Origin of the sequence: Mesorhizobium sp. M1295 (genome assembly GCF_040318135.1) — a bacterium.
Lineage (GTDB): Bacteria > Pseudomonadota > Alphaproteobacteria > Rhizobiales > Rhizobiaceae > Mesorhizobium.
The window spans coordinates 1-25,452 of the sequence record NZ_JAMYLU010000019.1 but is presented as its reverse complement, the minus strand read 5'-3'; the positions used below and the strand labels follow the sequence as shown (position 1 = coordinate 25,452).

General features: G+C 62.4%; 19 protein-coding genes, 1 tRNA gene and 1 pseudogene. 10 read left to right on the top strand and 11 right to left on the bottom strand.

Annotation, left to right across the window (positions count from 1 at the left end):
• Positions 1 to 112: 112 nt before the first annotated feature.
• The 5 genes and pseudogenes from NKH29_RS23795 to NKH29_RS23775 form a co-directional block, all read right to left on the bottom strand.
• Positions 113 to 469 (bottom strand): annotated as a pseudogene (locus tag NKH29_RS23795) (serine hydrolase); the annotation flags it as partial.
• Between the two features lie 379 nt (positions 470 to 848).
• Positions 849 to 2,348 carry a helicase HerA domain-containing protein gene (locus tag NKH29_RS23790; RefSeq protein WP_352495732.1) on the bottom strand — a complete coding sequence of 500 codons (1,500 nt, stop codon included), beginning with the start codon at positions 2,346 to 2,348 and terminating at the stop codon, positions 849 to 851.
• Positions 2,349 to 2,551: 203 nt separating this feature from the next.
• Positions 2,552 to 3,439 (bottom strand): alpha/beta fold hydrolase, encoded by an 888-nt coding sequence (locus NKH29_RS23785; RefSeq protein ID WP_352640724.1) that lies wholly within the window; start codon positions 3,437 to 3,439, stop codon positions 2,552 to 2,554.
• Between the two features lie 78 nt (positions 3,440 to 3,517).
• Positions 3,518 to 5,557, bottom strand: a complete 2,040-nt coding sequence (locus NKH29_RS23780; RefSeq protein WP_245278536.1) for a PAS domain-containing hybrid sensor histidine kinase/response regulator — start codon at positions 5,555 to 5,557, stop codon at positions 3,518 to 3,520.
• A 52-nt stretch (positions 5,558 to 5,609) separates the two neighbouring features.
• The gene (locus tag NKH29_RS23775; protein ID WP_352483997.1) at positions 5,610 to 11,315 is read right to left on the bottom strand and encodes a HAMP domain-containing protein; all 5,706 of its coding nucleotides are present in this window, start codon (positions 11,313 to 11,315) and stop codon (positions 5,610 to 5,612) included.
• Between the two features lie 186 nt (positions 11,316 to 11,501).
• Between NKH29_RS23775 and NKH29_RS23770 the strand changes: the two genes are divergently transcribed.
• Both NKH29_RS23770 and NKH29_RS23765 read left to right on the top strand, forming a co-directional pair.
• The gene (locus tag NKH29_RS23770; RefSeq protein WP_023718016.1) at positions 11,502 to 11,909 is read left to right on the top strand and encodes a hypothetical protein; all 408 of its coding nucleotides are present in this window, start codon (positions 11,502 to 11,504) and stop codon (positions 11,907 to 11,909) included.
• Between the two features lie 1,287 nt (positions 11,910 to 13,196).
• Positions 13,197 to 13,394, top strand: coding sequence for a hypothetical protein (locus tag NKH29_RS23765; protein ID WP_031193688.1), 198 nt, complete (start codon positions 13,197 to 13,199; stop codon positions 13,392 to 13,394).
• A 131-nt stretch (positions 13,395 to 13,525) separates the two neighbouring features.
• On the opposite strand, the gene NKH29_RS23760 is transcribed toward NKH29_RS23765, so the two are convergent.
• From NKH29_RS23760 to NKH29_RS23750, 3 genes are all read right to left on the bottom strand, one after another.
• Positions 13,526 to 13,729, bottom strand: coding sequence for a hypothetical protein (locus tag NKH29_RS23760; protein WP_352548929.1), 204 nt, complete (start codon positions 13,727 to 13,729; stop codon positions 13,526 to 13,528).
• A 221-nt stretch (positions 13,730 to 13,950) separates the two neighbouring features.
• A tRNA-Ala gene (locus NKH29_RS23755) sits at positions 13,951 to 14,026 on the bottom strand.
• Positions 14,027 to 14,188: 162 nt separating this feature from the next.
• Entirely contained in the window at positions 14,189 to 14,578 is a 390-nt protein-coding gene (locus NKH29_RS23750) for a TIGR02300 family protein (RefSeq protein ID WP_023718020.1), read from the bottom strand.
• Between the two features lie 194 nt (positions 14,579 to 14,772).
• On the opposite strand from NKH29_RS23750, the gene aroA reads away from it, so the two are divergent.
• From aroA to rpsA, 4 genes are all read left to right on the top strand, one after another.
• Positions 14,773 to 16,131: a 3-phosphoshikimate 1-carboxyvinyltransferase gene (gene aroA / locus NKH29_RS23745; RefSeq protein ID WP_353000689.1), complete on the top strand. Its 1,359-nt coding sequence runs from the start codon at positions 14,773 to 14,775 to the stop codon at positions 16,129 to 16,131.
• Positions 16,128 to 16,325, top strand: a complete 198-nt coding sequence (locus NKH29_RS23740; RefSeq protein ID WP_352495730.1) for a DUF6881 domain-containing protein — start codon at positions 16,128 to 16,130, stop codon at positions 16,323 to 16,325. Before aroA ends, NKH29_RS23740 begins: the two co-directional genes overlap by 4 nt.
• 111 nt (positions 16,326 to 16,436) lie before the next feature.
• A complete protein-coding gene (gene cmk, locus NKH29_RS23735; RefSeq protein WP_352591552.1) occupies positions 16,437 to 17,087 on the top strand; it encodes a (d)CMP kinase in 651 nt (216 codons plus the stop codon).
• A gap of 206 nt (positions 17,088 to 17,293) precedes the next feature.
• Positions 17,294 to 18,991: a 30S ribosomal protein S1 gene (rpsA, locus tag NKH29_RS23730; protein ID WP_352495728.1), complete on the top strand. Its 1,698-nt coding sequence runs from the start codon at positions 17,294 to 17,296 to the stop codon at positions 18,989 to 18,991.
• A 90-nt stretch (positions 18,992 to 19,081) separates the two neighbouring features.
• Here rpsA and NKH29_RS23725 read toward each other — a convergent pair whose 3' ends face one another.
• The 3 genes from NKH29_RS23725 to NKH29_RS23715 are packed head-to-tail and all read right to left on the bottom strand — an operon-like array spanning position 19,082 to position 22,272.
• Positions 19,082 to 19,789, bottom strand: a complete 708-nt coding sequence (locus NKH29_RS23725; protein ID WP_023718023.1) for an SDR family NAD(P)-dependent oxidoreductase — start codon at positions 19,787 to 19,789, stop codon at positions 19,082 to 19,084.
• Positions 19,790 to 19,846: 57 nt separating this feature from the next.
• Entirely contained in the window at positions 19,847 to 21,427 is a 1,581-nt protein-coding gene (locus NKH29_RS23720) for a 5-guanidino-2-oxopentanoate decarboxylase (RefSeq protein WP_023718024.1), read from the bottom strand.
• Positions 21,424 to 22,272 (bottom strand): dimethylarginine dimethylaminohydrolase family protein, encoded by an 849-nt coding sequence (locus NKH29_RS23715; RefSeq protein ID WP_031193690.1) that lies wholly within the window; start codon positions 22,270 to 22,272, stop codon positions 21,424 to 21,426. The genes NKH29_RS23720 and NKH29_RS23715 overlap by 4 nt, the downstream gene beginning before the upstream one ends.
• A gap of 218 nt (positions 22,273 to 22,490) precedes the next feature.
• On the opposite strand from NKH29_RS23715, the gene NKH29_RS23710 reads away from it, so the two are divergent.
• The 4 genes from NKH29_RS23710 to NKH29_RS23695 form a co-directional block, all read left to right on the top strand.
• Positions 22,491 to 23,300 carry an ABC transporter ATP-binding protein gene (locus tag NKH29_RS23710; RefSeq protein ID WP_023718026.1) on the top strand — a complete coding sequence of 270 codons (810 nt, stop codon included), beginning with the start codon at positions 22,491 to 22,493 and terminating at the stop codon, positions 23,298 to 23,300.
• A gap of 54 nt (positions 23,301 to 23,354) precedes the next feature.
• Entirely contained in the window at positions 23,355 to 24,149 is a 795-nt protein-coding gene (locus NKH29_RS23705) for a transporter substrate-binding domain-containing protein (RefSeq protein WP_353000687.1), read from the top strand.
• A 126-nt stretch (positions 24,150 to 24,275) separates the two neighbouring features.
• Positions 24,276 to 25,007 carry an ABC transporter permease gene (locus tag NKH29_RS23700; protein ID WP_036244431.1) on the top strand — a complete coding sequence of 244 codons (732 nt, stop codon included), beginning with the start codon at positions 24,276 to 24,278 and terminating at the stop codon, positions 25,005 to 25,007.
• Positions 25,007 to 25,452: ABC transporter permease subunit (locus NKH29_RS23695; RefSeq protein WP_352483946.1), on the top strand; the 446-nt coding region annotated here is incomplete at its 3' end. The genes NKH29_RS23700 and NKH29_RS23695, both read left to right, overlap by 1 nt.

Below are 25,452 nucleotides of genomic sequence, written 5' to 3'. Positions count from 1 at the left end.
GCCTCTTTGGTGTTCGTAGAGAAAGGGTCTGAGGGGGCGCCTCGGCCACTGGCACCTCCCGCGGAAGGCCGGAAGCTTGCGCGACGAGATCGATCAGGCGGAGGGCGCGGCCGTCCTTCTCCGGGAGCGTGACGTCCCAGCCAAGGCGATCCTGCAGCCGGTCGGTGAGTTGTACCTTGCCGTCGATCGCCAGCGAGGAAAGCACACCGCCGCAGAACACTTTGCTCACGGACGCGATGCGGAACATTGTGTCGCCGTCGGGCACTTTTTCACTCCCGTCGGCAATCTTGCCGAAACCGGCCAAGGCCGTCTCGCCGTTGCGGACGGCGCCGAAGATCAGGCCAGGCACCTTGGTGGAGAGATACAGGATCGTACCGTTGAACTGCACCGCTTCCGTCAGCAGCTTGTCCTCGGCATGTCCATAAGAGGGAAGGGTGACGGCTGCGATTGCCGTCAAAGCGATGGCCATAAGTCGGCGCGATCGAGACAAACGCATTGCCAAAATCCTTTGATAAAGCTGCAGAATAAAATCTTCGGAAAAAGGGCCGCCGCGTAGTATCTTACCATCTCTCCAGAAGCAGGAGATGTCAACAGAATGAACCGAAGGGGTAATCGGCGGAGGTAGCGTAGGTTCGGCGGATATTTGCGCTACAGTCCTGCCGTATTTCTTGTCTTCGTCAGTTGATCGCGGCTGATCTCTTCATTGACAAACCGACCCGCTGGTAATTTAGAAGATATGTAAAGCGCCGTCGGCAAGAGGGAGTGCTGTAGCGTCGAACAACTTACAATAGCGGATCTGCGTCGCGCCAATCGTCGTCGTATGATGAAGACCGCGCTCGGCCGCCGCCTCACCCCACCGCACTCCGCTGCTCCGCCTCCACCGCATTCGGATCGCCCGGCGCCGTCGCCCAGGCCAGCTCCACGAGCGTCACCGTCCGCCGTCCGCCCCCGTCAAGCTGACACACGATCAGCCTCTGCTCCTCGATATAGGTCAGCAGGCGCCGTGCGCGGCGTAGCGAGTGCGAGCCGTAGGCGCGGGCGATCGCGGCGTCGCTCGGGCAGGGCCAGCCTTCCTTCGCCGCGCGGGCGATCATCATGAAGACGCCTTGCATGTCCTCGGGCAGCAGCGAGGCGCGCGCCGAGACGTCCTGCCAGGCATCGTCGCCTATCATGTCGGAGCCGAGCCCGGCGCGGGCGCGCGTCAGCATGCGGCGGAACTCCGGCAGGTCCGGCACGACCGAGGCGAGGCCTTCTATGCGGCAGCGGACGACGAACTCCTGATAGAGCACGCCGATGACGCGGAAGCCGGCATCGGGCTGCGCCAGCACGGCGCGCAGCACCCGGTCGACGCGCTCGCGCCGCTCCGCCAGATCCTCGGCGCTGATCGGCGGCTCCACCGGTTCGGGGCGGATTTCCAGCGCCGCCGATTTCGCCGCCATCAGCTGATCGAGCAGGTCCGGCGAGGAGCGGCGCTGCGGCCGGACGGTTTCCGGCGGCGGGGCCGCCAGGATGATCGCGCGGGCATCCTCCAGCGCCGATTCCGGCAGCGGCATCAGGCGCGGGGTCGCGTTGCGCGGACTCGTATCGGTCGGGCCGATGCGCAGACCGAGCGGACGGCGCGACAGCGCCGGGCCGAGCGCCATGAACTGCCCGCGCTCGAGGTCGCGAAAAGCCTCCGCCTGGCGCCGCTCCATGCCGAGAAGATCGGCGGCGCGCGCCATGTCGATGTCCAGAAAAGTCCGGCCCATGAGGAAATTGGAAGCCTCGGCGGCGACGTTCTTGGCGAGCTTGGCCAGCCGCTGGGTGGCGATGATGCCGGCCAGCCCGCGCTTGCGGCCACGGCACATCAAATTGGTCATGGCGCCGAGCGAGAGTTTGCGCGCCTCGTCGGAAACCTCGCCGGCAACCGCCGGCGCGAACAGCTGCGCCTCGTCTACCACCACCAGCATCGGATACCAGTGGTCGCGGGCGACCTCGAACAGCCCGCCGAGAAAGGCGGCGGCGCGCCGCATCTGGTTCTCGGCGTCGAGCCCTTCGAGATTGAGCACCGTGGAGACGCGGTGGATGCGCGCCCGCTCGCCGGCGCTCTGCAGGCCGCGCTCGGTATGCTCCTCGGCATCGATCACCAGATGGCCGAAACGGTCGCCAAGCGTGACGAAGTCGCCTTCGGGATCGATGATGGTCTGCTGTACCCAGGGCGCACTCTGCTCCAAGAGCCGGCGCAGCAGATGGGATTTGCCGGAACCCGAATTGCCCTGCACCAGAAGCCGCGTCGCCAGCAGTTCCTCAAGATCCAGCGCCGCCGGGGCGCCCGCGCTCGTCTGGCCCATCTCGATCGCAACGGTCATGTCCGACTCTCCTTGGGGAGAGGGCTTATCAACCGCATCACAGCCCGTCGAGCGCGCCATGGCCGGCGCTCCGTGTTGCGCACAGGCTGGATGCTGCTAGGGTCAAAGATACGAAACGTACCGTTTCGATTCGAGACTGCCGCTAAGGGGTGGATTCCTGTCCTTGGCATCGGCAACCGGATCAAACCGATCGCCCAAAGCCTTCATTGACGCGATGGAGATCGAGCGGCCGAAGCCGGTTTTTTGCGGACATTTGCCCGCTCCTCCAGGTCTCGCCAGAAGCCAAGCACTGTCGCCACGATCGCTTCCGGCGCGTCCTCCTGCATAAGATGCTTCGCGTTCGGCACGACATGGAAGGAAGCACTCGAAATGCGGCGCGCGAGCTCGCGACCGTCATCGATGGGAATCCACTGGTCGTCCTCGCCCCACAGGATGGCAACGGGGCAACGAATCTCGCCGTAGCGCCACTCGACCTCTTGCGAGTATTTGTCATCCATCTGAGCGACCTGGCGCCAGAAAGCTTTTTGACCTTCGGCTCCCAGCCACGGCGCGAGGTAGAGCGCCATCTCTTCCTCGCGCAGCGCATTCGCTACGGCGGCGCCGATATAGGCGCGCAGGATTGCTTCATGAATGTAGTGCGGAAGGCCGGAAAAGACCGCCTCGTGTTTCTTGGCGGCCTGAACAAGTGGTGAGCCTTGCGGGCTGATTGCGACCGGATCGATCAGCACCAGCGACCGATAGTCGAGCCCATTGAGCAAATGACCGCGTAACGCTGTTGAGCCGCCGAAATCATGCGCGACGACATCGGGGGCACGCAGGCCCCAATGATCGTAAAGGGCCGCGAAAAGCTCGTTCTGAATGCCACGAGACACGTCGCTATCGGGTTTATCAGATCGACCATAGCCGAGCATGTCAAAGCAATAGATTCGCCTCTGTTGGCCGAGCAAAGGCGCAATTCTACGCCATGCCGACGATGAGAAAGGCGTGCCATGCAGCAATACCGCGGGTGAGCCCTCGCCCATCGCGCCCCAGGCGATCGAGTTCCCTTGAAAGGTGAAGCGTTCAGGAAGAGGCCAGTCCGCTGTCGCCATCAGTCTCTCCTCCGATCCTAGCGCAGCCAGAGACCTACCCAACGGCAACCCATGGATCAGGTTCCAATGGTCCGCCTTTCACCGGCTGGCCTGCTTGGCCCTCGGCGATCCGGCGCGCGCAGCCGCTGCAAGAATGCTCTCCATCAGGTCCTTTTCGCGCAGCGGTTTGCCGAGCAGCGGCACGTCGGGGGGCCGGTCGGCGATCGCGTCGGCGTCGGCATATCCGGTTATCATCACCGCCGGCCAATCGGACCGCAGATTGCGGGCGAACCGGATGACCTCGAGCCCCGAGACGAGCGGCATGGCAAAATCGGTGACGATGACATCGAAATCGTACGGCGCCCGCTCGATCATCGCCAGCGCTTCCGCACCGCCCCCGGCGCAGGTAACCGCAAAGCCATGTTGGCGAAGCGATTGCGCCGTCAGTTCCCGCAGTACATTGCTGTCGTCAATCAGCAGGACCGACGGATAGTCCTCGCCGGCATTCACGACGGTGTTGTCGGCATCGGACTTGTCGGCGATTTCCACCGGGCGCTCGATTGAACGCGGCAGCCAGAGCTGGACGGATGTTCCACTGCCGACGGTGCTCTCAATGCGGAGCGTGCCGCCCGATTGCTTGACGAAGCCATGCACCGTGCTCAGACCGAGGCCAGTGCCCTTGCCGACCGGTTTTGTGGTGAAGAACGGTTCGACGACCTTGGCGAGAATGTCGGCCGGTATGCCCGACCCCGTATCCTTGACGGTGACCACGACATAGTCGCCCGCCGAAATATCCTCGGCTGCACTGCCTAGCGTTCGATTTTGCGCCTCCACGATTATCGTGCCGCCGGACGGCATGGCATCGCGCGCGTTGAAAACCAGGTTCATCAGCGCCAGCTCCAGCTGGCCGGCATCGACATGCGCCGGCCACACCGTGTCGTCGACAAGCCAATCGAAACGGATCAGGCCGCCCAGAACCGGGGCCACCAACCCGTTCATGGTGCCGCCAAGCGCAGCGAGGCGCACGGCCTGCGGCCTCAGTGTCTGGCGGCGCGAGAACGCAAGCATGCGGTTGACGAGCTCGGCGCCTTGTTTTGCCGACCGGCGCGTCAGTTCCAGAACTTGCCTGGCCTGTCCATCGAACTCGGCGTGGCGCTCGAGCAATCCCAATCCGCTGAGAATTGCGGCAAGCAGATTGTTGAAATCATGCGCCAGGCCGCCGGTAAGCTTGCCAATCGCGTCGAGGCGCTGCGATTGCAGCAGCTGGTTCTCAAGCTCGCGCCGCTCGGTAACGTCCAGCAATGTGCCGAGGATCTCGGGCCTCTGGCCATCGGAACCGTTCGACAGGACGCCCTGGTCGAGGAAAATCCGGTAATTGCCGTCGGCGCATTGCCAGCGGAATTCGCAGGTGTAGGAGCCGATGGCCTTGGCTGCGAGCAGGGCTTGCCTCACTCTCGGCAGATCGTCGGGATGAACCCGGCTTAGGCCGAAGCCTGGATCGGAGGTCAGCCGTTCGGCAGGAAAGCCGGTCAAGCGTTCGACCCCTTCAGTCACAAAGCTGGCGCCGAACGGCGGCTCCGCCGCCCTTGCGTGGAAGCAGACCGGAAGAGAGCTCAAAATGGCATGCTGCCGCTCCTGGGCGCTACGCAGCGCCCGCTCGGCCTCGAGTTTTTCCTGCTGCGCCTGCAGTGCCTGGGCCAGCAGCCGTTGCTCGGCAGCCGCCTTTTGCTGGATTTCGAGCGTCTTCTCATGAAGTTCGACGAACACGGCTACCTTGGAACGCAGCATGGCCGGGTCGAAGGGCTTGAACACGTAATCCACCGCGCCGGCGTCATAGCCGCGCAGCATGTGGGCGTCTTCCTTGTTGATGGCGGTGAGAAAGATTATCGGCGTTCGCCTGGATTGCTCGCGCTGGCGAATCAATCCAGCGGTCTCGTAGCCGTCCAGCCGAGGCATCAGCACATCCAGCAGGATGACTGCGAAATCCTCTTTCAGCAGAGCGCGCAGCGCCTCTTCGCCCGACTGCACGCAGACGACTTCGCCGACAGGGGCCAGAACCTCGCCGATCGCCAGCAGATTGCGCTCGTCGTCATCCACGGCCAGGATGCGCGCCTTTGCCGGCCCTGTCGCCGGGGCCATAACCTCCAGCTTCCTCGCCCCGTTTCTCGACAGTTTCTGCATCGAGCGGCCGTCAGTTCACTGCCATGAGCGTCTTTTCCGGACGATGGACACGGGATCGCGAGCGGCCGATCCAGACACGCAGCAAGGCCAGCAGCAGGTCGAGGTCGACCGGCTTGGCGATATAGTCAGAGGCGCCGGCGTCGAGGCACTTCTGCCGGTCGCCCTTCATTGCCTTGGCGGTAACCGAGATCAACGGGATATGGGCGATTGCCGGCATGCCGCGGATCTGCCGCATCGTCTCGTAGCCGTCCATCTCCGGCATCATGATATCGATCAATGCGGCGTCGATATCCGGGCTCTGCTCCAGAAGCGCAATACCTTCCCTACCGCGCTCCGCGTGCAGCACCTGGATGTCATAGGTCTCAAGAACGCTGGTGAGCGAATAGATGTTGCGGATGTCGTCGTCGACGATGAGGACCTTTGCGCCGGCGAGGTCGAATTTATCCGGCTGTTCGGCTGCCGAACTGTCGTGGCCTCGCCCCGGGAGCGTTGCGGATATCAGGAGAGCCAGCTGCGCGAAATTCTCCGCCCGCGGAACGTCCGCCAATGCCGGATGCAAGGCGAGCGACTGTTGCAGCGCTTCCGGATGCGGCGCGAAGAACAACAGTCGCGACACGGACTGCCCGAACAGGACGGCAATCTCATCCAGCATCTGGGCGTTGTCCTTGGCCGAGCGGCCAAGGCCGAGCACAACGGCATCATAGCCGGCGATGCCGATGTCGTCGGCATTCGCCGCGACGCGGCCGATCGCGGTGACCGAGGTGACGCCGTCGCGGATCGCCTCGATCAACGAGAGACGGCGCTCGGGATCGGTATCGGCAATCAGAACGCGGCGCTGGACGCGGAGCTTTCTGGAGTGAATGTCCTGGAAGACCTTCATCAGTTCGTCCGCCGACACGGGCTTGGTTGAAATGGTGGATGCGCCCTTGCGGGCAAGCACCTCGATATCTTCGGCACCCGAGATGACATGGACGGGAATGTCCTTGGTTTTCGGGTCATGGCGAAGCAGATCGAACAACACCCAGCCGTCGATATCCGATAGTCCGAGATCCAGCGTGATCGCATCGGGAACCAGCTTGCGGGCCAAAGCCAGCGTGCCAGAGCCCGCGGTCGACAGGACGCCCTTCAGCCGGGCCGAACGCGCCAGGCCGAGCAGCAAACCGCCAAAGGTCGGGTCGTCCTCGACGATCAGCACGACCCTATCTTCCGGTGAGATCGTATCGCGGTCATCAAGCAATTCGGAGGATGGCGGGCTCGGCTGCGCCGTCGTCGCGACCACCTCCATCGCCGGCAGCAAGGCCGCTTGCGGGGCCAAGGCCATCCGAGGTCCGTCGAACGGGATGACCAGCGTGAACGTCGAACCCTTGCCCGGCGTGCTCTCGACCCGCAATTCGCCGCCGATCAGCCGGGCGATCTCCCGGCTGATCGAGAGCCCAAGCCCGGTGCCGCCATATTTGCGACTGGTGGTGCCGTCGGCCTGCTGGAAGGCCTCGAAAATCAGCTTCTGCTTGTCCTGCGGAATACCGATGCCCGTATCGGTGACCGCGATAGCGAGCGCTTCCATCGGTTGCACCGAGCCGTTGTGACGGCCAGTCTTTTCGGCCCGGAAATTCAAGCTGACTTCGCCCTCGGAGGTGAACTTGAACGCGTTCGACAAGAGGTTGAGCACAATCTGCTGCAAGCGCTTCTCGTCGGTGCGGACGGTCTCCGGAAGCTCGGGATCGACGTTGATGGCGAAGCCAAGCCCCTTGTCGGTCGCCAGCTGCCGGAAGGTTCGCTCCATATGCTGGCGAAGATGCACCACCGGCATGTCGTTGATATCGATCGAGACGGTACCCGATTCGATCTTCGACAGATCGAGGATATCGTTGATGAGGCTCAAAAGGTCGGTGCCGGCCGAGTTGATGGTGCGCGCGAACTCGACCTGCTTGTCGTTGAGATTGCCTTGCTGGTTGGTTGCGAGCAGGTTTGAAAGGATGAGCAGCGAGTTCAGCGGCGTACGCAGTTCGTGGCTCATATTGGCGAGGAATTCCGACTTGTATTTCGAGGTAAGCGCCAGCTGCTCGGCCTTCTCCTCCAGCGCACGGCGCGCCATCTCGATTTCGAGGTTCTTGTTCTCCACCTGCTTCTTTTCGTTCTCGAGCAGCTGCGCCTTTTCCTGCAGCTCCTCGTTGGTGGCGTGCAGCTCTTCCTGCTTTTTGGTCAGCTCGGTCTGACGCGCCTGCAGCTCCGAGGTCAGCAGCTGCGACTGCTTGAGCAGGCCTTCGGTGCGCATGGTGGCGGCGATGGTGTTGAGAACGATGCCGACGGATTCCATCAGCTGGTTGAGGAATGACTGGTGCGTGTCGCGGAATTCGCTGAACGAGGCGAGTTCGATGACGGCCTTCACCTCGTCCTCGAACAGAGCCGGAAGAATGATCACGTTGGCCGGCGCGGCATTGCCAAGGCCCGACGTGACGCGCAGGAAATTCGGCGGCACATTGTCCAGCATGATGGCGCGCTTGTCGGCGGCACTTTGCCCGACAAGGCCTTCGCGCAGATCGAGGCGTTGCTTGATCTCCGCCTTGCTTTCGGCGCCATAGGAGGCGGCGAGTTCCAGATAGAATTCATCCTCGTCGCGGTTGGTCACGTAGAACACGCCATATTGCGCATTCACCAGCGGCGCGAGTTCGGACATGATGAGACGCGAGACCGTGGCCAGGTCGCGCTCGCCCTGCAGCATGCGCGAGAACCGGGCGAGATTGGTCTTCAGCCAGTCCTGCTCGGCATTCTTCAGCGTCTGGTCCTTCAGATTGCGGATCATCTCGTTGATGTTGTCCTTCAGCGCCGCGACCTCGCCGGAGGCCTGGACGCTGATCGAGCGGGTCAAATCGCCCTTGGTCACCGCCGTCGACACCTCGGCAATCGCGCGCACCTGCGTGGTCAGATTGGCGGCGAGCTGATTGACGTTGTCGGTCAGGTCGCGCCAAAGGCCGGCAGCGCCGGGCACACGGGCTTGGCCGCCGAGCTTGCCTTCGATGCCCACTTCGCGGGCGACGTTGGTGACCTGGTCGGCGAAGGTCGCAAGCGTCTCGATCATGCCGTTGATGGTGTCGGCGAGCGAGGCGATCTCGCCCTTGGCATCGACCGTCAGCTTGCGCTTGAGATTGCCTTGCGCGACCGCGGTCACGACATCGGCGATGCCGCGCACCTGGTTGGTCAGGTTCGTCGCCATCAGATTGACGTTGTCGGTCAGGTCCTTCCAGGTGCCGGCGACGCCCTCCACCCGTGCCTGGCCGCCAAGTTTGCCCTCGGTGCCGACCTCGCGGGCGACACGCGTCACTTCGCCGGCAAAGGAGTTCAACTGGTCGACCATGGTGTTGATGGTCGATTTCAGCTCCAGGATCTCGCCCTTGACGTCGACGGTGATCTTCTTCGATAGGTCGCCGCGCGCCACTGCGGTGGTGACCTCGGCGATGTTGCGAACCTGGCCGGTCAGGTTCTCGGCCATCGAATTCACATTGTCGGTCAGATCTTTCCAGGTGCCGGCAACGCCGCGCACCTGCGCCTGGCCGCCGAGCTTGCCCTCGGTGCCGACCTCGCGCGCCACGCGCGTCACTTCCGAGGCAAAGGAATTCAGCTGGTCGACCATCGTATTGATGGTGTCCTTCAGCTCGAGGATCTCGCCGCGCACGTCGACCGTGATCTTCTTCGACAGATCGCCAAGCGCCACCGCAGTCGTCACCTCGGCGATGTTGCGCACCTGCCCGGTCAGGTTGGCGGCCATCGCATTGACGTTGTCGGTCAGGTCCTTCCAGGTGCCGGCAACGCCGCGCACCTGCGCCTGGCCGCCGAGCTTGCCGTCGGAACCGACTTCGCGCGCCACGCGCGTCACCTCGGAGGCGAAGGAATTCAGCTGGTCGACCATCGTGTTGATGACGTCCTTGATCTGCAGGATCTCGCCCAATGCATCGACCGTGATCTTCTGGGTGAGGTCGCCGGTCGCAATTGCCGTCGCCACCTTGGACACGTCGCGCAACTGCACGGTCAGATTGCCGGCCATGGCATTGACGTTGTCGGTCAAATCTTTCCAGGTGCCGCCGACACCCTCGACATGCGCCTGGCCGCCGAGCTTGCCTTCCGATCCCACTTCGCGCGCCACACGCGTCACTTCCGAGGCGAAGGAATTGAGCTGGTCGACCATCGTGTTGACGGTGTCCTTGAGCTCCAGGATTTCGCCCTTGACGTCGACGGTGATCTTCTTCGACAGGTCGCCGCGGGCCACGGCGGTCGTCACCTCGGCAATGTTGCGCACCTGGCCGGTCAGGTTGGCGGCCATCAGGTTGACGTTGTCGGTCAGATCCTTCCAGGTGCCGCCGACGCCCTTCACCTCGGCCTGGCCGCCGAGCTTGCCTTCGGTGCCGACCTCGCGCGCCACACGCGTCACTTCCGAGGCGAAGGAGTTCAATTGGTCGACCATCGTGTTGATGGTGTCCTTGAGCTCGAGGATTTCGCCTTGCACGGCGACGGTAATCTTCTTCGACAAGTCGCCCGAAGCAACCGCGGTCGTCACCTCGGCGATGTTGCGGACCTGGCCGGTCAGGTTCTCGGCCATCGAATTGACGTTGTCGGTCAAGTCCTTCCAGGTGCCGGCAACGCCGCGCACCTGCGCCTGGCCGCCGAGCTTGCCCTCGGTGCCGACTTCGCGGGCGACGCGCGTCACTTCGCCGGCAAATGAGTTCAGCTGGTCGACCATGGTGTTGATGGTTGATTTCAGCTCGAGGATCTCGCCCTTGACGTCGACCGTGATCTTCTTCGACAGGTCGCCAAGCGCCACAGCAGTGGTCACCTCGGCGATATTGCGCACCTGGCCGGTCAGGTTCTCTGCCATCAGGTTGACGTTGTCGGTCAGGTCCTTCCAGGTGCCGCCGACACCTTCGACGCGCGCCTGGCCGCCGAGCTTGCCTTCTGTACCGACCTCGCGCGCAACGCGCGTCACTTCCGAGGCGAAGGAATTGAGCTGGTCGACCATCGTGTTGATGGTGTTCTTGAGCTCGAGGATTTCGCCCTTCACATCGACGGTGATCTTCTTCGACAGGTCGCCGGAAGCGACGGCGGTCGTCACCTCGGCGATGTTGCGCACCTGCCCGGTCAGGTTCGTCGCCATGGCGTTGACGTTGTCGGTCAGGTCCTTCCAGGTCCCGGCCACACCTTTCACGCGGGCCTGGCCGCCGAGCTTGCCTTCGGTGCCGACCTCGCGCGCCACGCGCGTCACCTCCGAGGCAAAGGAGGCCAGTTGCCCGACCATGGTGTTGACGATCTTGCCGATGCGCAGGAATTCGCCGCGCAACTGCCGGCCGTCGATTTCGACCATCATCGTCTGCGACAGGTCGCCTTTGGCGACCGCGCCGATGACGCGCGCCACTTCGGCCGTCGGCTGAACCATGTCCTCGATCAGATCGTTGACGGAACGGACGCTCGATTCCCAACTGCCGGTAGCGTTGCGGACACGGCCGCGTTCGCCGATCCGGCCATCCTTGCCGACGACCTTGCTGAGGCGTTCGAACTCGCGCGTGACCTGATCGTTGAGTTCTACGATTTCGTTGAAGGTGTCGGCGATCTCGGAATCGAGGCCGGTGTAGACATTATCGATGCGAACGGAGAAATCACCGCTCCGAAAAGCCTTCAGCGCGTTCAGTATTTGACGGTGGTCCAATTGCCTTGTGGATGCAAGCACGCTCACAGCGCCCCTCCCAGCTCACGGATTTCTTGAATGTCCTGGTGAAACTGTCCCCTGCGGCCGACACAACTCCCCGCAAGCGCAATAACGCGGCATGCTCGATTTGGTTCCAGACGAAATTGCCGCTATGCGGCAGGAATTTCGCAGCCGCATTCACGAAACGACGAGCAACAAAGATCCATAATGGTTGTATCGATCACTATTTATGCCAAACGGAACATCTCGAAAAAACTCTCGTTGGGTATAGATCGCGATAGAGCGATGCAACTCGATGGAGACACTAAGATGATGAAAATTCTCTCTGCATTCCTACTTGCTATCGGCCTGGCCACATCTGCCATGGCACAATCGATGGGCTCCGGGACCGGTAGCGCCGATGGCAATACCGGCGTCAACACAGGCACTTCCGGCGGCAACATCGGGACCGGCAGCGCAACTACCCCGAACACCATCGATCCGAACGCAACGAACGCCACCACGCCGCAGACAAACGGTATGGAGGACCGCTGCAAGGATACGGCGGGCAGCGATACCGACAACAATACCCCCAGCGGCGCCATGACGTCGGATATGCAGAACTGCAACAAGTAACGGAGTTTTGCTCAGCGGTCATTTCAGCCCGCTGCCTGGTTCAGACCCGGCGCTCGCGGTTCAAACCACAGCCAGAAAAATGCACTGACCGGGCACGGGCTCACTACTTTTGGACCGGCGAGCCCAAGCCGGGCGGCCGACTACACTAGTCTCAGCTAGGTTCCGCGATAGGCGGCGGGCAGCCCGGGAGCGCAAAGAGTGGGGGAGTCATTTCCAAGCCAGTTATATGCGACGATGGCTTAGTCCAATTTAATGGACGATTTCGGTTAAGCGCTGCAACTGATAAAACAGTTAGGAAACAGTTGGCACTCTCGCTGAAAACAGCGGCGGAACAGTGTCCGATGCGCACTGAAAACAGTGAAGGAACAGCGACCCGGGCAAGGGAATTTCATGCCTGAAAACAGACCGGAAACAGACGGGACGCGACCCTGGATTCTGGCGCACTATATCCAGACTCCAATAGCGCGCGACGAATGGGATTCGCGACCAGTACGCGCGCCAGGGGGAGTTAGCTCAAAGAACCTGTATTAGGTGGCAGTTAGATAGTGTCTCAGTTTGAAATTTTGCCGCTCGCCGCTCGCCTGTCGCACCGCGCACGGCGCACGACCGGCCGAACCAAAGAAGAGGCGCGCTCCCTTGTTTCGCGCCGTATCCCCATCTAGCCTGCACTACTTTCAGTTGTGGGGATCGGGTATGAAACAGAATCAGGTTGGCACCTCGGCGATCATTCGCAGGCAACGCATTGGCCATCGGGCTTTTGATGTCGAGCATATCTCTGGCAGGGTGCACTACAGTTTCGACTAGCGGCGCGGATGGATGGCTTACGAAGCGAACTGCTTACGGGGTTTCCGACGCAATGGCTAAGAAGGGCATGATGCCCGTAGCCGTCGACTGCCGGTTCGATAGAACAGATCCGGACAATGCGGCCTTTGGATCCAAGGTTACGTGGAAACCTGCCCCACCAAACTTCCTCTGGCAGTGGCATGTCGGCTATCCCGATTACGTTGCGACGAAGGAAGCTAGATCACGCGCAATGGGCCTCCATCGCGTGTTTTCGAAAAGGGTTCGTGATCAGGCAACGGGTCAAGTGGTTCAGTGTTCGATCTGGACGAATTGAAGCCGCTCGGCCTCGGCCCAAAAGGGAATCGATTCCGGCTTGGGGGTGACTACCGATAAACGCGATTATCGCTGGCGTCCGTCACAGCTGAAGAGGGAACCGATGGCAGAAGCTCAGCACATCACGAAGATCGTCGACGGCGTGGCAGCCTACGGCTCGGAGAAAGCGAAATGAGCCACCAAGCTGCAATAATGCGAGCACTTCTCGTTGGCATCCCTTTCCTGATTCTTATGGCGTTTCTGCTTTGGATGGCAAACCGCTCAAGGATCGTCATGGCAAACGCCGCGAAAGAGATCGCCAAAGAAATTCGGGAAAATACGGCAGCGGTGAAGGCTCTTAGCGAGCGTATCGACAAAATGAAGCGTTAGTCCAAAAGACCGATTTTCATGTGGCGATACCGGGCGCCGTCGAGCCACCGCATCCAATTGGCCGGTATAATTAGCGGTATCCCGGTCGACCGCTGCAGCTGAAAACAGTTGGGGAACAGTAGCTTCGGACCTCAGTCTTGGCTCGGCTTACCAGACATGCGGTTGTCGATATCAGTCAACTTGGTCAAGATGCCTTCTTGCGCCTGCACCATCGCTTGCTGAACGTGGATGAGTTTGAACGTGAGCCAGATAGAAACCCAAAGGCTTGCTGCGAGATAAATCAGCATCGGCATCCAGGAGATGAAGATCCCGAGCAGCGAGTTTTCCGATTCCATATTGCCCCCACATACGATGTTGCCGCGATATCCTTGCCGCCGGGCGTGCATGAACGCAAGCTACTGGCGCCAAGATCGATATCTTGTCCACCGCTGTCAGGCATTGCTGCTTCGGACCTGAAAAATGTTTTGTGCGGTGCGCTGGCGGTGCCCCGGACCTTTCCAAGGCAAGGGCCCCTCAGGGGGTGGAAACTAATTTTCTGAAAACGTGAAAGAACTTTTGGTGGAGCCAATCGGAATCGAACCGACGACCTCTTGAATGCCATTCAAGCGCTCTCCCAACTGAGCTATGGCCCCACTCCGGCAGTTCGCCGGCGCCGTTTCCGGCGAAGAGATCCGGCGCGGGTTGAGACCGCGTCGTTAGTGCAGGCGGCTTCTAACCCCGCCTTCAGTCAATATCAAGCCTTCAAGAACCGCTTTTTCTAGGCAGCGCCGCGAAAGCCGGCGAATGCGGTTCGCTCAGACTTCGTCGTCGTCTTCGCCGACGCCGATCATGTCGGCAACGTCGTCGTCTTCTTCCTCCTCGTCGGCAAGGAACGCGTCATCCTCGTCATCGCCAAGGTCAACGTCGTCCTCGTCATCGCCGAGATCGGGAAGCTCGTCGGCCTTCGCGTCCTCGTCCGCCTCTTCGAGAGAGACGACCTCGACGCCCTCTTCCTCCTCGGCGTCCACTTCCTTCTCGGCAACTTCCTCTTCCTCCTCGAGGGCGGCTATCTTGCCTTCCTCGAAATAGGAGCGCGGATAGCTCTTGCCCGTGTAAGGCGAGACGATCGGGTCCTTGTTCAAGTCATAGAATTTTCGACCCGTCTCCGGGTCGATGCGTTTGGTGCCAAGTTCGGGTTTTGCCACAGCAAGCCTCGTCGATGAAAGTTTGGTCCCCTTAACCAGAGTTTACGGCGCTGTCAAAGCGAAAAGCCGGCGTCCCAAAAAGCTTGAATTCGAAGGCCTTCGTACCAAGGGGATGACCATCTCGATCCGCCATGATAGGAGACCGCGCAAACCACAAGAAAATGGCCGGCCGCCGGCGTTTCCAGGAAAGAACCATGTCGCACACTGCCGCCCCGAAGCAGGCCACCGCCCGAAAATCATCTGGTCTTTCCGGCGCGGCACGGGTGCCGGGCGACAAGTCGATCTCGCACCGTTCCTTCATGTTTGGCGGGCTGGCCTCCGGCGAAACCCGCATCACCGGACTACTGGAAGGCGAGGACGTGATGCGTACGGGCGCTGCCATGAAGGCGATGGGCGCTCATATCGAGAAGCATGGCACTGAGTGGGTGATCCGCGGAACCGGCAATGGCGCGCTGCTGCAACCGGAGTGCCCGCTCGATTTCGGCAATGCCGGCACGGGCTCCCGCCTCACCATGGGCCTGGTCGGCACCTATGACATGGAAACCACCTTCATCGGCGACGCCTCGCTGTCCGGCCGGCCGATGGGCCGCGTGCTCGAACCGCTTCGCCAGATGGGCGTGCAGGTGCTGAAGGCGACACCCGGCGACCGCATGCCGATCACGCTGCGCGGGCCCAAGCACGCCGCGCCGATCACCTACCGCGTGCCGATGGCCTCGGCGCAGGTCAAGTCGGCGGTGCTGCTGGCCGGGCTGAACACGCCGGGCATCACCACGGTCATCGAGCCGGTGATGACGCGCGACCACACCGAAAAGATGCTCAAGGGATTCGGCGCCAATCTGTCGGTCGAGACCGACGAGCGCGGCGTGCGCCACATTTTCATCGAAGGCCAGGGCAAGCTCACCGGCCAGACCATCGCGGTGCCTGGCGACCCCTCCTCGGCCGGCTTTCCTCTGGTGGCCGCGCTGATCGTGCCGGGCTCGGACATCACCATCGAAAACGTGCTGATGAACCCGACGCGCACGGGCCTTCTTTTGACGCTGCAGGAAATGGGCGCCTGGGTCGACATAATCGATCCGCGCAACGAAGGCGGCGAGGACGTCGCCGACCTGCGCGTACGCTATTCCGAACTGAAAGGCGTCACCGTGCCGCCCGAACGGGCGCCGACTATGATCGACGAGTATCCGGTGCTTGCCGTGGCGGCGAGCTTTGCCGAGGGCGAAACGCTCATGCTCGGGCTTGAAGAGCTGCGGGTGAAGGAATCCGACCGGCTGTCGGCGGTCGCCAACGGGCTGAAGCTCAACGGCGTCGATTGCAGCGAGGGCGAGGCCACGCTGGCCGTGCGCGGAAAACCTGGCGGCAAGGGCCTCGGCCAACACCCCAACGGACAGGGCACCATCGTCCAGACCCATCTCGACCACCGCATAGCCATGAGTTTTCTGGTTATGGGGCTGGCGACGGAAAAACCCGTGACCATCGATGATCAAGCGATGATCGCGACAAGTTTTCCGGAATTCATGGGCCTGATGAAGAGGCTCGGTGCGGCGATCGAGTGAGATACTTTTACGTTCATTGGAAACATAGCATACCGGAGGAGCCGTCCCATCTCTGGTATGAAGTTGCCGACGACAATTTCCAGAACCGGACTATAGAGTTCTATGCCGATGGCTCCGTGGGTTTTGCAATTCGCGGCGCTGCCCTCGACGGGTCGGAGGATATTGAGATCGGGGGCACCAGAAATTCCGTATAAGGCTTTCCCGATCTCACAGAAATCAACTCCGACAATCAGTTCGAGGCCTCGGAGGTCAACGCGGTTGACTTCGAGCGCCGATGGAGTGAGGCACTTGCATCGAGGTTTCGAATGACGACAGGCTTCACCATCGCCATCGACGGACCTGCAGGCGCTGGAAAGGGCACCCTTGCCCGACGGCTCGCCGATCACTACCGGCTGAACCTGCTCGACACCGGCCTTACCTATCGCGCGGTAGCGCATTCGCTGCTTCGGCTGGGCCTGCCGCTCGACAATGTCTCGGCCGCTGAAACCGCGGCTCGCCAGGTCGATCTGGCAAAACTCGACCGCGCCGTGCTTTCGGCACATGCCGTTGGCGAGGCGGCGTCGAAAGTGGCTGTCATCCCGTCAGTGCGGCGCATACTGGTCGACAAGCAGCGCGACTTTGCAAAAGCCCCGCCGGGCGCGGTGCTCGACGGTCGCGACATCGGCACCGTCGTCTGTCCCGATGCCGACGTAAAACTCTATGTCACGGCCAGTGCCGAGGTGCGGGCAAAGCGGCGGCTGGATGAAATCGAGAGCATTGGCGGCACTGCCAATTTCGAGGAAATCCTTGCCGATATCGTGCGCCGCGACGAGCGCGACATGGGCCGCATGGACTCGCCCTTGAAACCGGCAGCCGATGCGCACTTGCTCGACACGTCGGAAATGGCTATAGAAGCCGCGTTTCTGGCAGCACGGGCGATCATCGACGACGTCCTGGCCAAGAGAAACAATGCCTGAGGCTGGGTTTTCCTGCCGCCGCCGATTGCCGGCGACAAAAAGAATTCCCATATCGGGCATGAACCAGCCTGCCAGCATTCTTCATGCGCCGGAATTGCCGCCCAAAGGCGGCCAAGGGCTTTTTGCCCGGAACGCCGGCAGGCCAACGCAACACTAACCCACGGCGCCCGCCTCGCGACAGATTGCGGGGCAATCCAGGAGAACCTATGTCAGTTGCAAATCCCACTCGCGATGATTTCGCGAGCCTGCTCGAAGAATCATTTTCCGCCGGCCATTCCGGCGAAGGTCAGGTCGTAAAGGGCGTCATCACCGCCATTGAAAAAGACATGGCTATCATCGACGTCGGCCTCAAGGTCGAAGGCCGCGTGCCGCTGAAGGAATTCGGCGTCAAGGGCAAGGACACGACGCTCAAGGTCGGCGACACGGTCGAGGTCTATGTCGAGCGTATCGAGAACGCGCTTGGCGAAGCCATGTTGTCGCGCGAAAAGGCTCGCCGCGAAGAGAGCTGGGTCCGTCTCGAAGAGAAGTTCACCAAGGGCGAACGCGTCGAAGGCGTCATCTTCAACCAGGTCAAGGGCGGCTTCACCGTCGACCTCGACGGTGCCGTTGCGTTCCTGCCGCGCAGCCAGGTCGATATCCGCCCGATCCGCGACGTCTCGCCGCTGATGCACAACCCGCAGCCCTTCGAGATCCTCAAGATGGATCGCCGCCGCGGCAACATCGTGGTGTCGCGCCGCACAGTGCTCGAGGAAAGCCGCGCCGAACAGCGTTCGGAAATCGTGCAGAACCTCGAAGAAGGCCAGGTGGTCGAAGGCGTCGTCAAGAACATCACCGACTATGGTGCGTTCGTCGACCTCGGCGGCATCGACGGCCTGCTGCACGTCACCGACATGGCATGGCGCCGCGTCAACCATCCGACCGAAATCCTCAATATCGGCCAGACGGTCAAGGTGCAGATCATCCGCATCAACCAGGAAACCCACCGCATCTCGCTCGGCATGAAGCAGCTCGAGAGCGATCCGTGGTCCGAGATCGGCACCAAGTTCCCGATCGGCAAGAAGATCAAGGGTACTGTCACCAACATCACCGACTACGGCGCGTTCGTCGAGCTGGAGCCGGGCATCGAAGGCCTCATCCACGTTTCGGAAATGTCGTGGACCAAGAAGAACGTGCATCCCGGCAAGATCCTGTCGACGACGCAGGAAGTCGACGTGGTGGTGCTCGAAGTCGATCCGGCCAAGCGCCGCATCTCGCTCGGCCTCAAGCAGACGCTGGAGAACCCGTGGGAGGCCTTCGCGCGCAGCCATCCGGTCGGCAGCCAGGTTGAGGGCGAGGTCAAGAACAAGACCGAGTTCGGCCTGTTCATCGGCCTCGAAGGCGATGTCGACGGCATGGTCCACCTTTCCGACCTCGACTGGACCCGTCCGGGCGAGCAGGTGATCGAGGAGTACAATCGCGGCGACATGGTCAAGGCGCAGGTGCTCGACGTCGACATCGACAAGGAGCGCATCTCGCTCGGCATCAAGCAGCTGGCCAAGGACACGGTCGGCGAAGCGGCGACGTCAGGCGAACTGCGCAAGAACGCAGTCGTCACCTGCGAGGTTATCGGCGTGAAGGATGGCGGTCTGGAAGTGCGGCTGGTCGACAGCGGCATCGAGACCTTCATCAAGCGCTCCGACCTCAGCCGTGACCGCGACGAGCAGCGCCCCGAGCGCTTCACTGTCGGCCAGAAGGTCGACGCCCGCGTCATCGCCTTCGACAAGAAGACCCGCAAGCTGCAGGTCTCGATCAAGGCGCTGGAAATCGCCGAAGAGAAGGAAGCGGTCGCCCAGTACGGTTCGACTGACTCCGGCGCTTCGCTGGGCGACATCCTGGGTGCCGCGCTGAAGAAGCAGGGCAGCTAAGCCAACACTGCGCCTCGCGCAGGTTGTAAACGAAACAAAAAGCCCCGCCGGAGCGATCCGGCGGGGCTTTTTTTGCACCCGACCTGAATTTCAGGCCCTGCCGTAAAGCGGCACCAGCGTGCCGCTCATCGCCAGATTGGCCGGCGAAGCGAGGTAGGCAATGGCCTCCGCGGCTGCTTCCAAGCTGACCCATTTGCTGAAATCGGCGCCCGGCATGTCAGCCCGGGTGGCCGGCGTGTCTAGGGTCGAGGGCGCCACGGCGTTGACCAGTATGCCCTTGCCCTTCAGCTCTTCGGCCATCGCCACGGTCATCGCGGCGACCGCCGCCTTGGCGGCAGCGTAAGCCACCTTGCCGGAGCCGCGCCGCGGATCGAGCCCGGCTCGCGCGGTGACATTGACGATGCGGCCCGATACGGAAGATTCCAGCATCGAGCGTATCGCCGCGCGGCAGCACAGGAAGGTGGTGCGGGCGTTGGTGTCCATCATCTCGGCAAAGGAGGCGGGCTCGATCTTCTCGACCGGTGCGGCGGTGAAGCCGCCGGCCAGATGCACCGATGCCCACAAATCCGGAACGCTAGCATAGAAGGCATCGACCTTGGCAGCGTCGGCGAGGTCGACATTGTGCGCCAGCCTGACGCGGTCATGTGCCGGGAAGGGAAAATGGGCAGGCGCGGCAGCGTGGGCATTGGGCACATGGCAAATCGCGCCCTGCTCCAGCAGTTTCCCTACGACCGCGCCGCCAAGCGCCCCGGTGCCGCCGGTCACCACGATATGTCTGCCGTCCAGTGTTTCCGTCATATTCGACCGCTCCGTCGTTGCGCGCCGCCGATGCGGAAGGTCGCGCCTTTCGCGCGATCACTCAACCGAAATCTCGATGACGTAGGGTCGTCCAGCCGCCCGCGCGCGCCGTAGCGCGTCCGCCAAGCCGCCGGCGCCGGAAATCCGCTCGGCGGCAATGCCATAGGCTTCGGCCAATTTGCAGAAATCCGGCGGTGCCGGGGAGACGCCGACCGGCTCGACGCCGACATCGAGCATCGAGGTTTCGATCTCGCGGTAGCCGCGATTGTTCCAGACGGCGAAGATCACCGGCGCCGCCGCGTCGAGCGCGGCGCCCAGTTCCGGCAGGGTGAACTGGAAGCCGCCGTCGCCGGTGAGACAAACGACCGGCGCCTCAGGCCTGGCAAGGGCAGCACCGATCGCCGCCGGCGGGCCATAGCCGAGCGCGCCGAAGCCGGTAGCGGCGTTGAACCAGCCGCCCGGCCGGTCGTGATCGTAATAGAGGTTGGCGGCGTAGACCGGCTGGGTCGAATCGCCGACGATGATCGAGCCAGGCAGCGCATCACGGATCGTCTCGACGGCGCGCAATTGCGCCTGCATAGCTGGGCCAATCTCGGCAAAGGCCGCTTGCCGCGTCGCGGCCGCGCGAGCGGCGCCGTCGCCTGATTGCGCCTGGCCCATGCCGAGTTCGGCATGCAGCGCCTCGAGCGCTGCGCCACAATCGGCCTGGATCGAAATCCGGGCCGGCCGCCTGGTAAGTTGGTCGGCGCCGATGTCGATGCGGATCAGATTGGCGGGTAGGACAAAACCGCCGTCGCCATAGCCGTCATAATCGGTCGGACCGAATTCGGTACCGGCGGCGATGACCAGGTCGGCATCGGCCATCAGCGCACGCACCGCCTTCAGGCTGGGGCTGGCCGGCACGCCAAGCGGATGGCGATAGAGCAGGCCGCGCGCATTGGCGGTCTGGACGACCGGCGCTCCCAACCTCTCGGCCAGGCGCTGCAACGGCGCTTCGGCAGCTTTGGCGCCGCCGCCGGCCAGGATAAGCGGCCGGCGGGCGGCAGCGCAAAGCCTGGCTGCCTCAGCGATCACCGCGGCGCCCGGCTCGGGCGGGGCCGAATTCCGCAGCAGCGCCACGATGCCGGTGGCGGGCATGGTCATGACATCGGTCGGGATCTCGATATGCACTGGCCCCGGACGCGAGGATGAAAAAAGTGCAAAAGCGCGGGCGAGCACGCCGGGCAATTCGCCGGCCTCGGTGACACGGTGCGAAAACAGCGCCACCTTCTCCATCATGCCGCGCTGGTCCGGCAGTTCATGCAGATGGCCAAGGCCCTTGCCCAGCGTCGGCGTGGCGTTGACGCCCGAGATTACCAGCATCGGCACCGAATCGGCGCGCGCCTGGCCCATGGCGGTGATGGTGTTGGTCAGCCCCGGCCCGGTGATGACGAAGGCGACACCCGGCTTGCCGCTGGCGCGCGCATAGCCGTCAGCCATGAAGCCGGCGCCCTGCTCGTGGCGCGGCGTGACGTGACGGATCTTCGACCGCGCAAGCCCGCGGTAGAGCTCGACCGTGTGCACGCCGGGAATGCCGAAGACGGTGTCGACGCCGTGCGCTTCCAGCAAGGTGATGAGCGCTTCGCCGATCGTCGTCATTGTCTTAGCACCGGGCGCGTGAGGCAGGTTGGGCCGCCCTCGCAGGCAATGCACAGCGCATCGGCCTCGAATGTCGAGACCGTACAGCCGGCGGCCTGCATGGCAGCCGCCGTCTTCGGAAAACCGGCAACGGCGATAACCTGGCGCGGCGCGGTCGGCAGGACGTTCAGGCTGAGCCCGCTCGAGGCGAAGAATTCGTCGGCGTCGCCCTCGACCAGGCGAATGCCATGCGCACGCAGCATCTGGTGGAAGGCGACCGGCAGGAGCGGCCCATAGACCAGCGCCAGATCGTCGGCGAGCGGGCTGATCACCGACATCAGATGCAGGCAGGCGTCCTCGCCTTGCCAGAGCGGCAGGTCGAAGCCATAGACCTGGATGCCTTTGGGTGAAAGCAGGTTGGAGAGCTGCTGGATGCCGTGCTGATTGGTGCGTACGCCGCGGCCGACCGCCAGTGTGTTTGCATCCATCCACACGCAGTCGCCGCCCTCGACCTGGCCGGGAGTCTCGATACGGCCGAGGACAGGTATGCCCATGCGCCCATAAGCTGCCTCGTGCAGGCCGGGCTCGGGCCGGCGCAGCGCCTTGCCCATGGCAAGGATGACCGCGCCATGGTCGGTCATCAGCGAGGGATCGTGGGTAAAGACAGAATCGGCAAGCCCGTCATCGGCGTCGCTCAGCCATTCGATCTCGGCGCCTGAGCCGGAAATCAGCCCGGCCAGCGCTTCATGCTGGGCCGCCGCTTTTTGCGGATCGAAGCCGGGACCGTAGTGCCATTCCAGTGCTTCGGCCCGATGCATGGCGCTGGCGGCGGAGCGCATCAGCACGCGCTGCAGCGGCCCGGCCATCGACTGCGACCCGTATGCTTTGCCCACTAAATTCTCCTGAAACGCGCTCCCTCCTGCCAATAGCCACTCGGCAGGCCGTGATCAATGGTCCAAAAACTGCGGTTGACGGAGGCAAGCGGAACGGTCCATCTTGAGAATCGGAACGCTGTCCAGTGACGGGTAATGGGTAATAAATTCCAGCAAGGACTGCCTCGGCTGCTCCGCGGGGCACCGCGACGATGACAGCGCCGGCCACCGCCCTGAAGCATACGGTGCAGAACGGCGCCGCCGAAGCCATCCACGTCGAGAACCTGCACAAGAATTTCGGCAAGCTGCACGTATTGAAGGGCGTTTCGCTGTCGGCGCGCGATGGCGAGGTGATCGCCATCATCGGCGGCAGCGGCTCGGGCAAGTCGACGCTGCTGCGCTGCATCAATTGCCTGGAGAACCCGACCAGCGGCATCATCCGCGTCAATGGCGAAGAGATAAAGCTGAAGGCCGACAGCCACGGCCACACCGTGCCCGCCGACCGCAAGCAGATCGAACGCATCCGCTCCAAGCTCGGCATGGTCTTCCAGAACTTCAATCTTTGGAGCCACATGACGTTGATCGAGAACGTCATCGAGGTTCCCGTGCATGTGCTCGGCGTCAAGCGCGATGTAGCGATCGGCGAGGCGGAAAAGCTGCTCGCCCGCGTCGGCCTGGCCGAAAAACGCGACGTCTACCCCGCCTATCTGTCGGGCGGCCAACAGCAGCGCGCAGCGATAGCCAGGGCGCTGGCCATCAATCCGCGCGTCATGCTGTTCGATGAGCCGACCTCGGCGCTCGACCCGGAGTTGGTCGGCGAAGTGCTGAAGGTGATCGGCGACCTGGCGCGCGAAGGCCGCACCATGGTGCTGGTCACGCATGAGATGAAGTTTGCCCGCGAGGTGGCGACGCATGTCGTCTATCTCCATAACGGGCTGGTCGAGGAAGAAGGGCCGCCGGAACAGATCTTCGGCGCACCAAAATCCGAAAGGCTGAAGCAGTTTCTGCGCAATGTTGGATGACTTGCGAGAAAAGCAGACGGGAACGTCAAAACCAAAAAACGGGAGAACTGAAAAATGAAACCTTTTCTCAAAACGGCGCTCGCGGCCACGCTGATCGCATTGTCGGGCGCATTTTCGGCAAGCGCCGAACAGATCAAGGTGGGTTTTTCGCCGGAAGCCTATCCGCCGTTTTACTCGCAGGATGCTTCCGGCAAGTGGGGTGGCTGGGAAGTCGACATCGTCAACGCCATTTGCGGCGAAGCCAAGCTGGATTGCGCATTGACGCCAGTCCCGTGGGACGGCCTCATCCCGGCGCTTAAAACCAAGAAGATCGATGCGATCATGAATTCGATGTCCATTACCGACGAGCGCAAGAAGGAAATCGACTTCTCCGACAAATACTATAACACGCCGACTGCGGTGATCGGCGCCAAGGATCAGAAATTCGATGCGACGCCAGAGGGGTTGAAAGCCAAGATAGTCGGCGTTCAGGTGTCTACGGTGCACGCCGCCTACGCCAAGAAGCACTTCACCGACGCTGCGGAAATCAAGGAATACCAGACGCAGGACGAGGCAAATCAGGATCTCGCCGCCGGCCGGATCGATGCCACTCAGGCCGATTCGATCGCGCTCGACGCGTTTTTGAAGTCGGACCAAGGCAAGGCGTGCTGCGACCTCAAGGGTTATGTCGCGCCGGACCTTGAAGTGCTCGGGCCGGGCGTCGGCGCCGGCATGCGCCAAGGCGACACCGAGCTCAAGGACAAGATCAATGCCGCCATCAAGGCCATTCGGGCCAATGGCAAATATGCCGAAATCACCAAGAAGTACTTCGATTTCGACATCTACGGCGAAGCGTCGCAGTCCAACTGACGGCAACGGCGTCAAGCCGGGCATGCCTAGCCGCCGTCGTCGCGGTGGGCATGTCCGGCTTGACGCATCATTGGCGCCTCAACCCGCAAGTCCAGGGGACATAAGCTGAGCGACGTTCTCGCCACCATGTTCGGAGCCAGTTCGCTGGAATTGCTGTCCTTCGAACCGCCGAACGGCAGGGGTCTCAGCCTTCTGCATGGGCTGGCAAACTCCGTCGGAATTGCTTTCGGTTCCTTTGGGGTTGGTCTTTTGATCGGCGTCGGCGGCGCCTATGGCAAGCTCTATGGCGGGCCGGTGGTCCGTGACCTGCTGGAAGTTTACACCACAGTGGTCCGCGCCGTGCCCGAGCTGGTGCTGATCCTGCTGCTTTATTTCGCTGGTACCGACCTCATCAACCAGTTGCTTACCGCGCTCGGCTATGCCGCGATCGACATCAACGGGGTTGTCGCCGGCATAGGCGTGCTCGGGGTCGTGCAGGGCGCCTACTCCACCGAAGTCTTGCGCGGCGCAATCCGCGCCGTTCCGCAAGGCCAGATCGAAGCCGCGCGGGCCTATGGAATGCCTCCCGGCCTGCTTCTCAGGCGTATAACGCTGCCGGCGATGCTGCCCTTCGCCATTCCGGGGCTGGCAAATTTGTGGCTGATCGCCACCAAGGACACCGCGCTTCTCGCGATCGTCGGCGTCAATGAACTGACCCAAACCACACGGACGGCAGCCGGCGCGACGAAGGCTTATTTCACCTTCTTCATGGCGGCGGGCGCGCTTTATCTCGTTCTGACCCTCGTCTCCAACGTCGTCATCGGGCGGGTTGAGCGCTGGGCGCGACGCGGCATGCCGTCGATCGCGGGATCGCACTGATGGCGACCGAAACCCCGGTCATTGACGCCGCCGCACGGGCCTCGCTCTGGATGCAGCCACACCGCATAGCTCTGATCCTGATCGCGCTGGTTGTCGTACTGGCATCGATTTTCCTCATGCGCTGGGATTGGCTTCCCACCTATCTGCCGCTGGCTTTGCAAGGCATATGGCGGACCATCTGGCTGCTTGTGGTAACGTCGGCTCTGGGCATCGCGCTCGCCATCCCCCTCGGCCTGGCGCAGGTGATCGGCCCGCCGATCTTGAGCGTGCCGGCCAAGGTGTTCTGCACGATTGTTCGCGGCACGCCGCTGCTGCTCCAGCTCTGGCTGCTCTACTACGGACTGGGTTCGCTGTTTCCGCAATTTCCGTGGATACGCGAGTCGTTCCTCTGGCCCATTCTAAGGCAGGCATGGCCCTACGCCGTTCTTTCTCTGACGATCTCGTA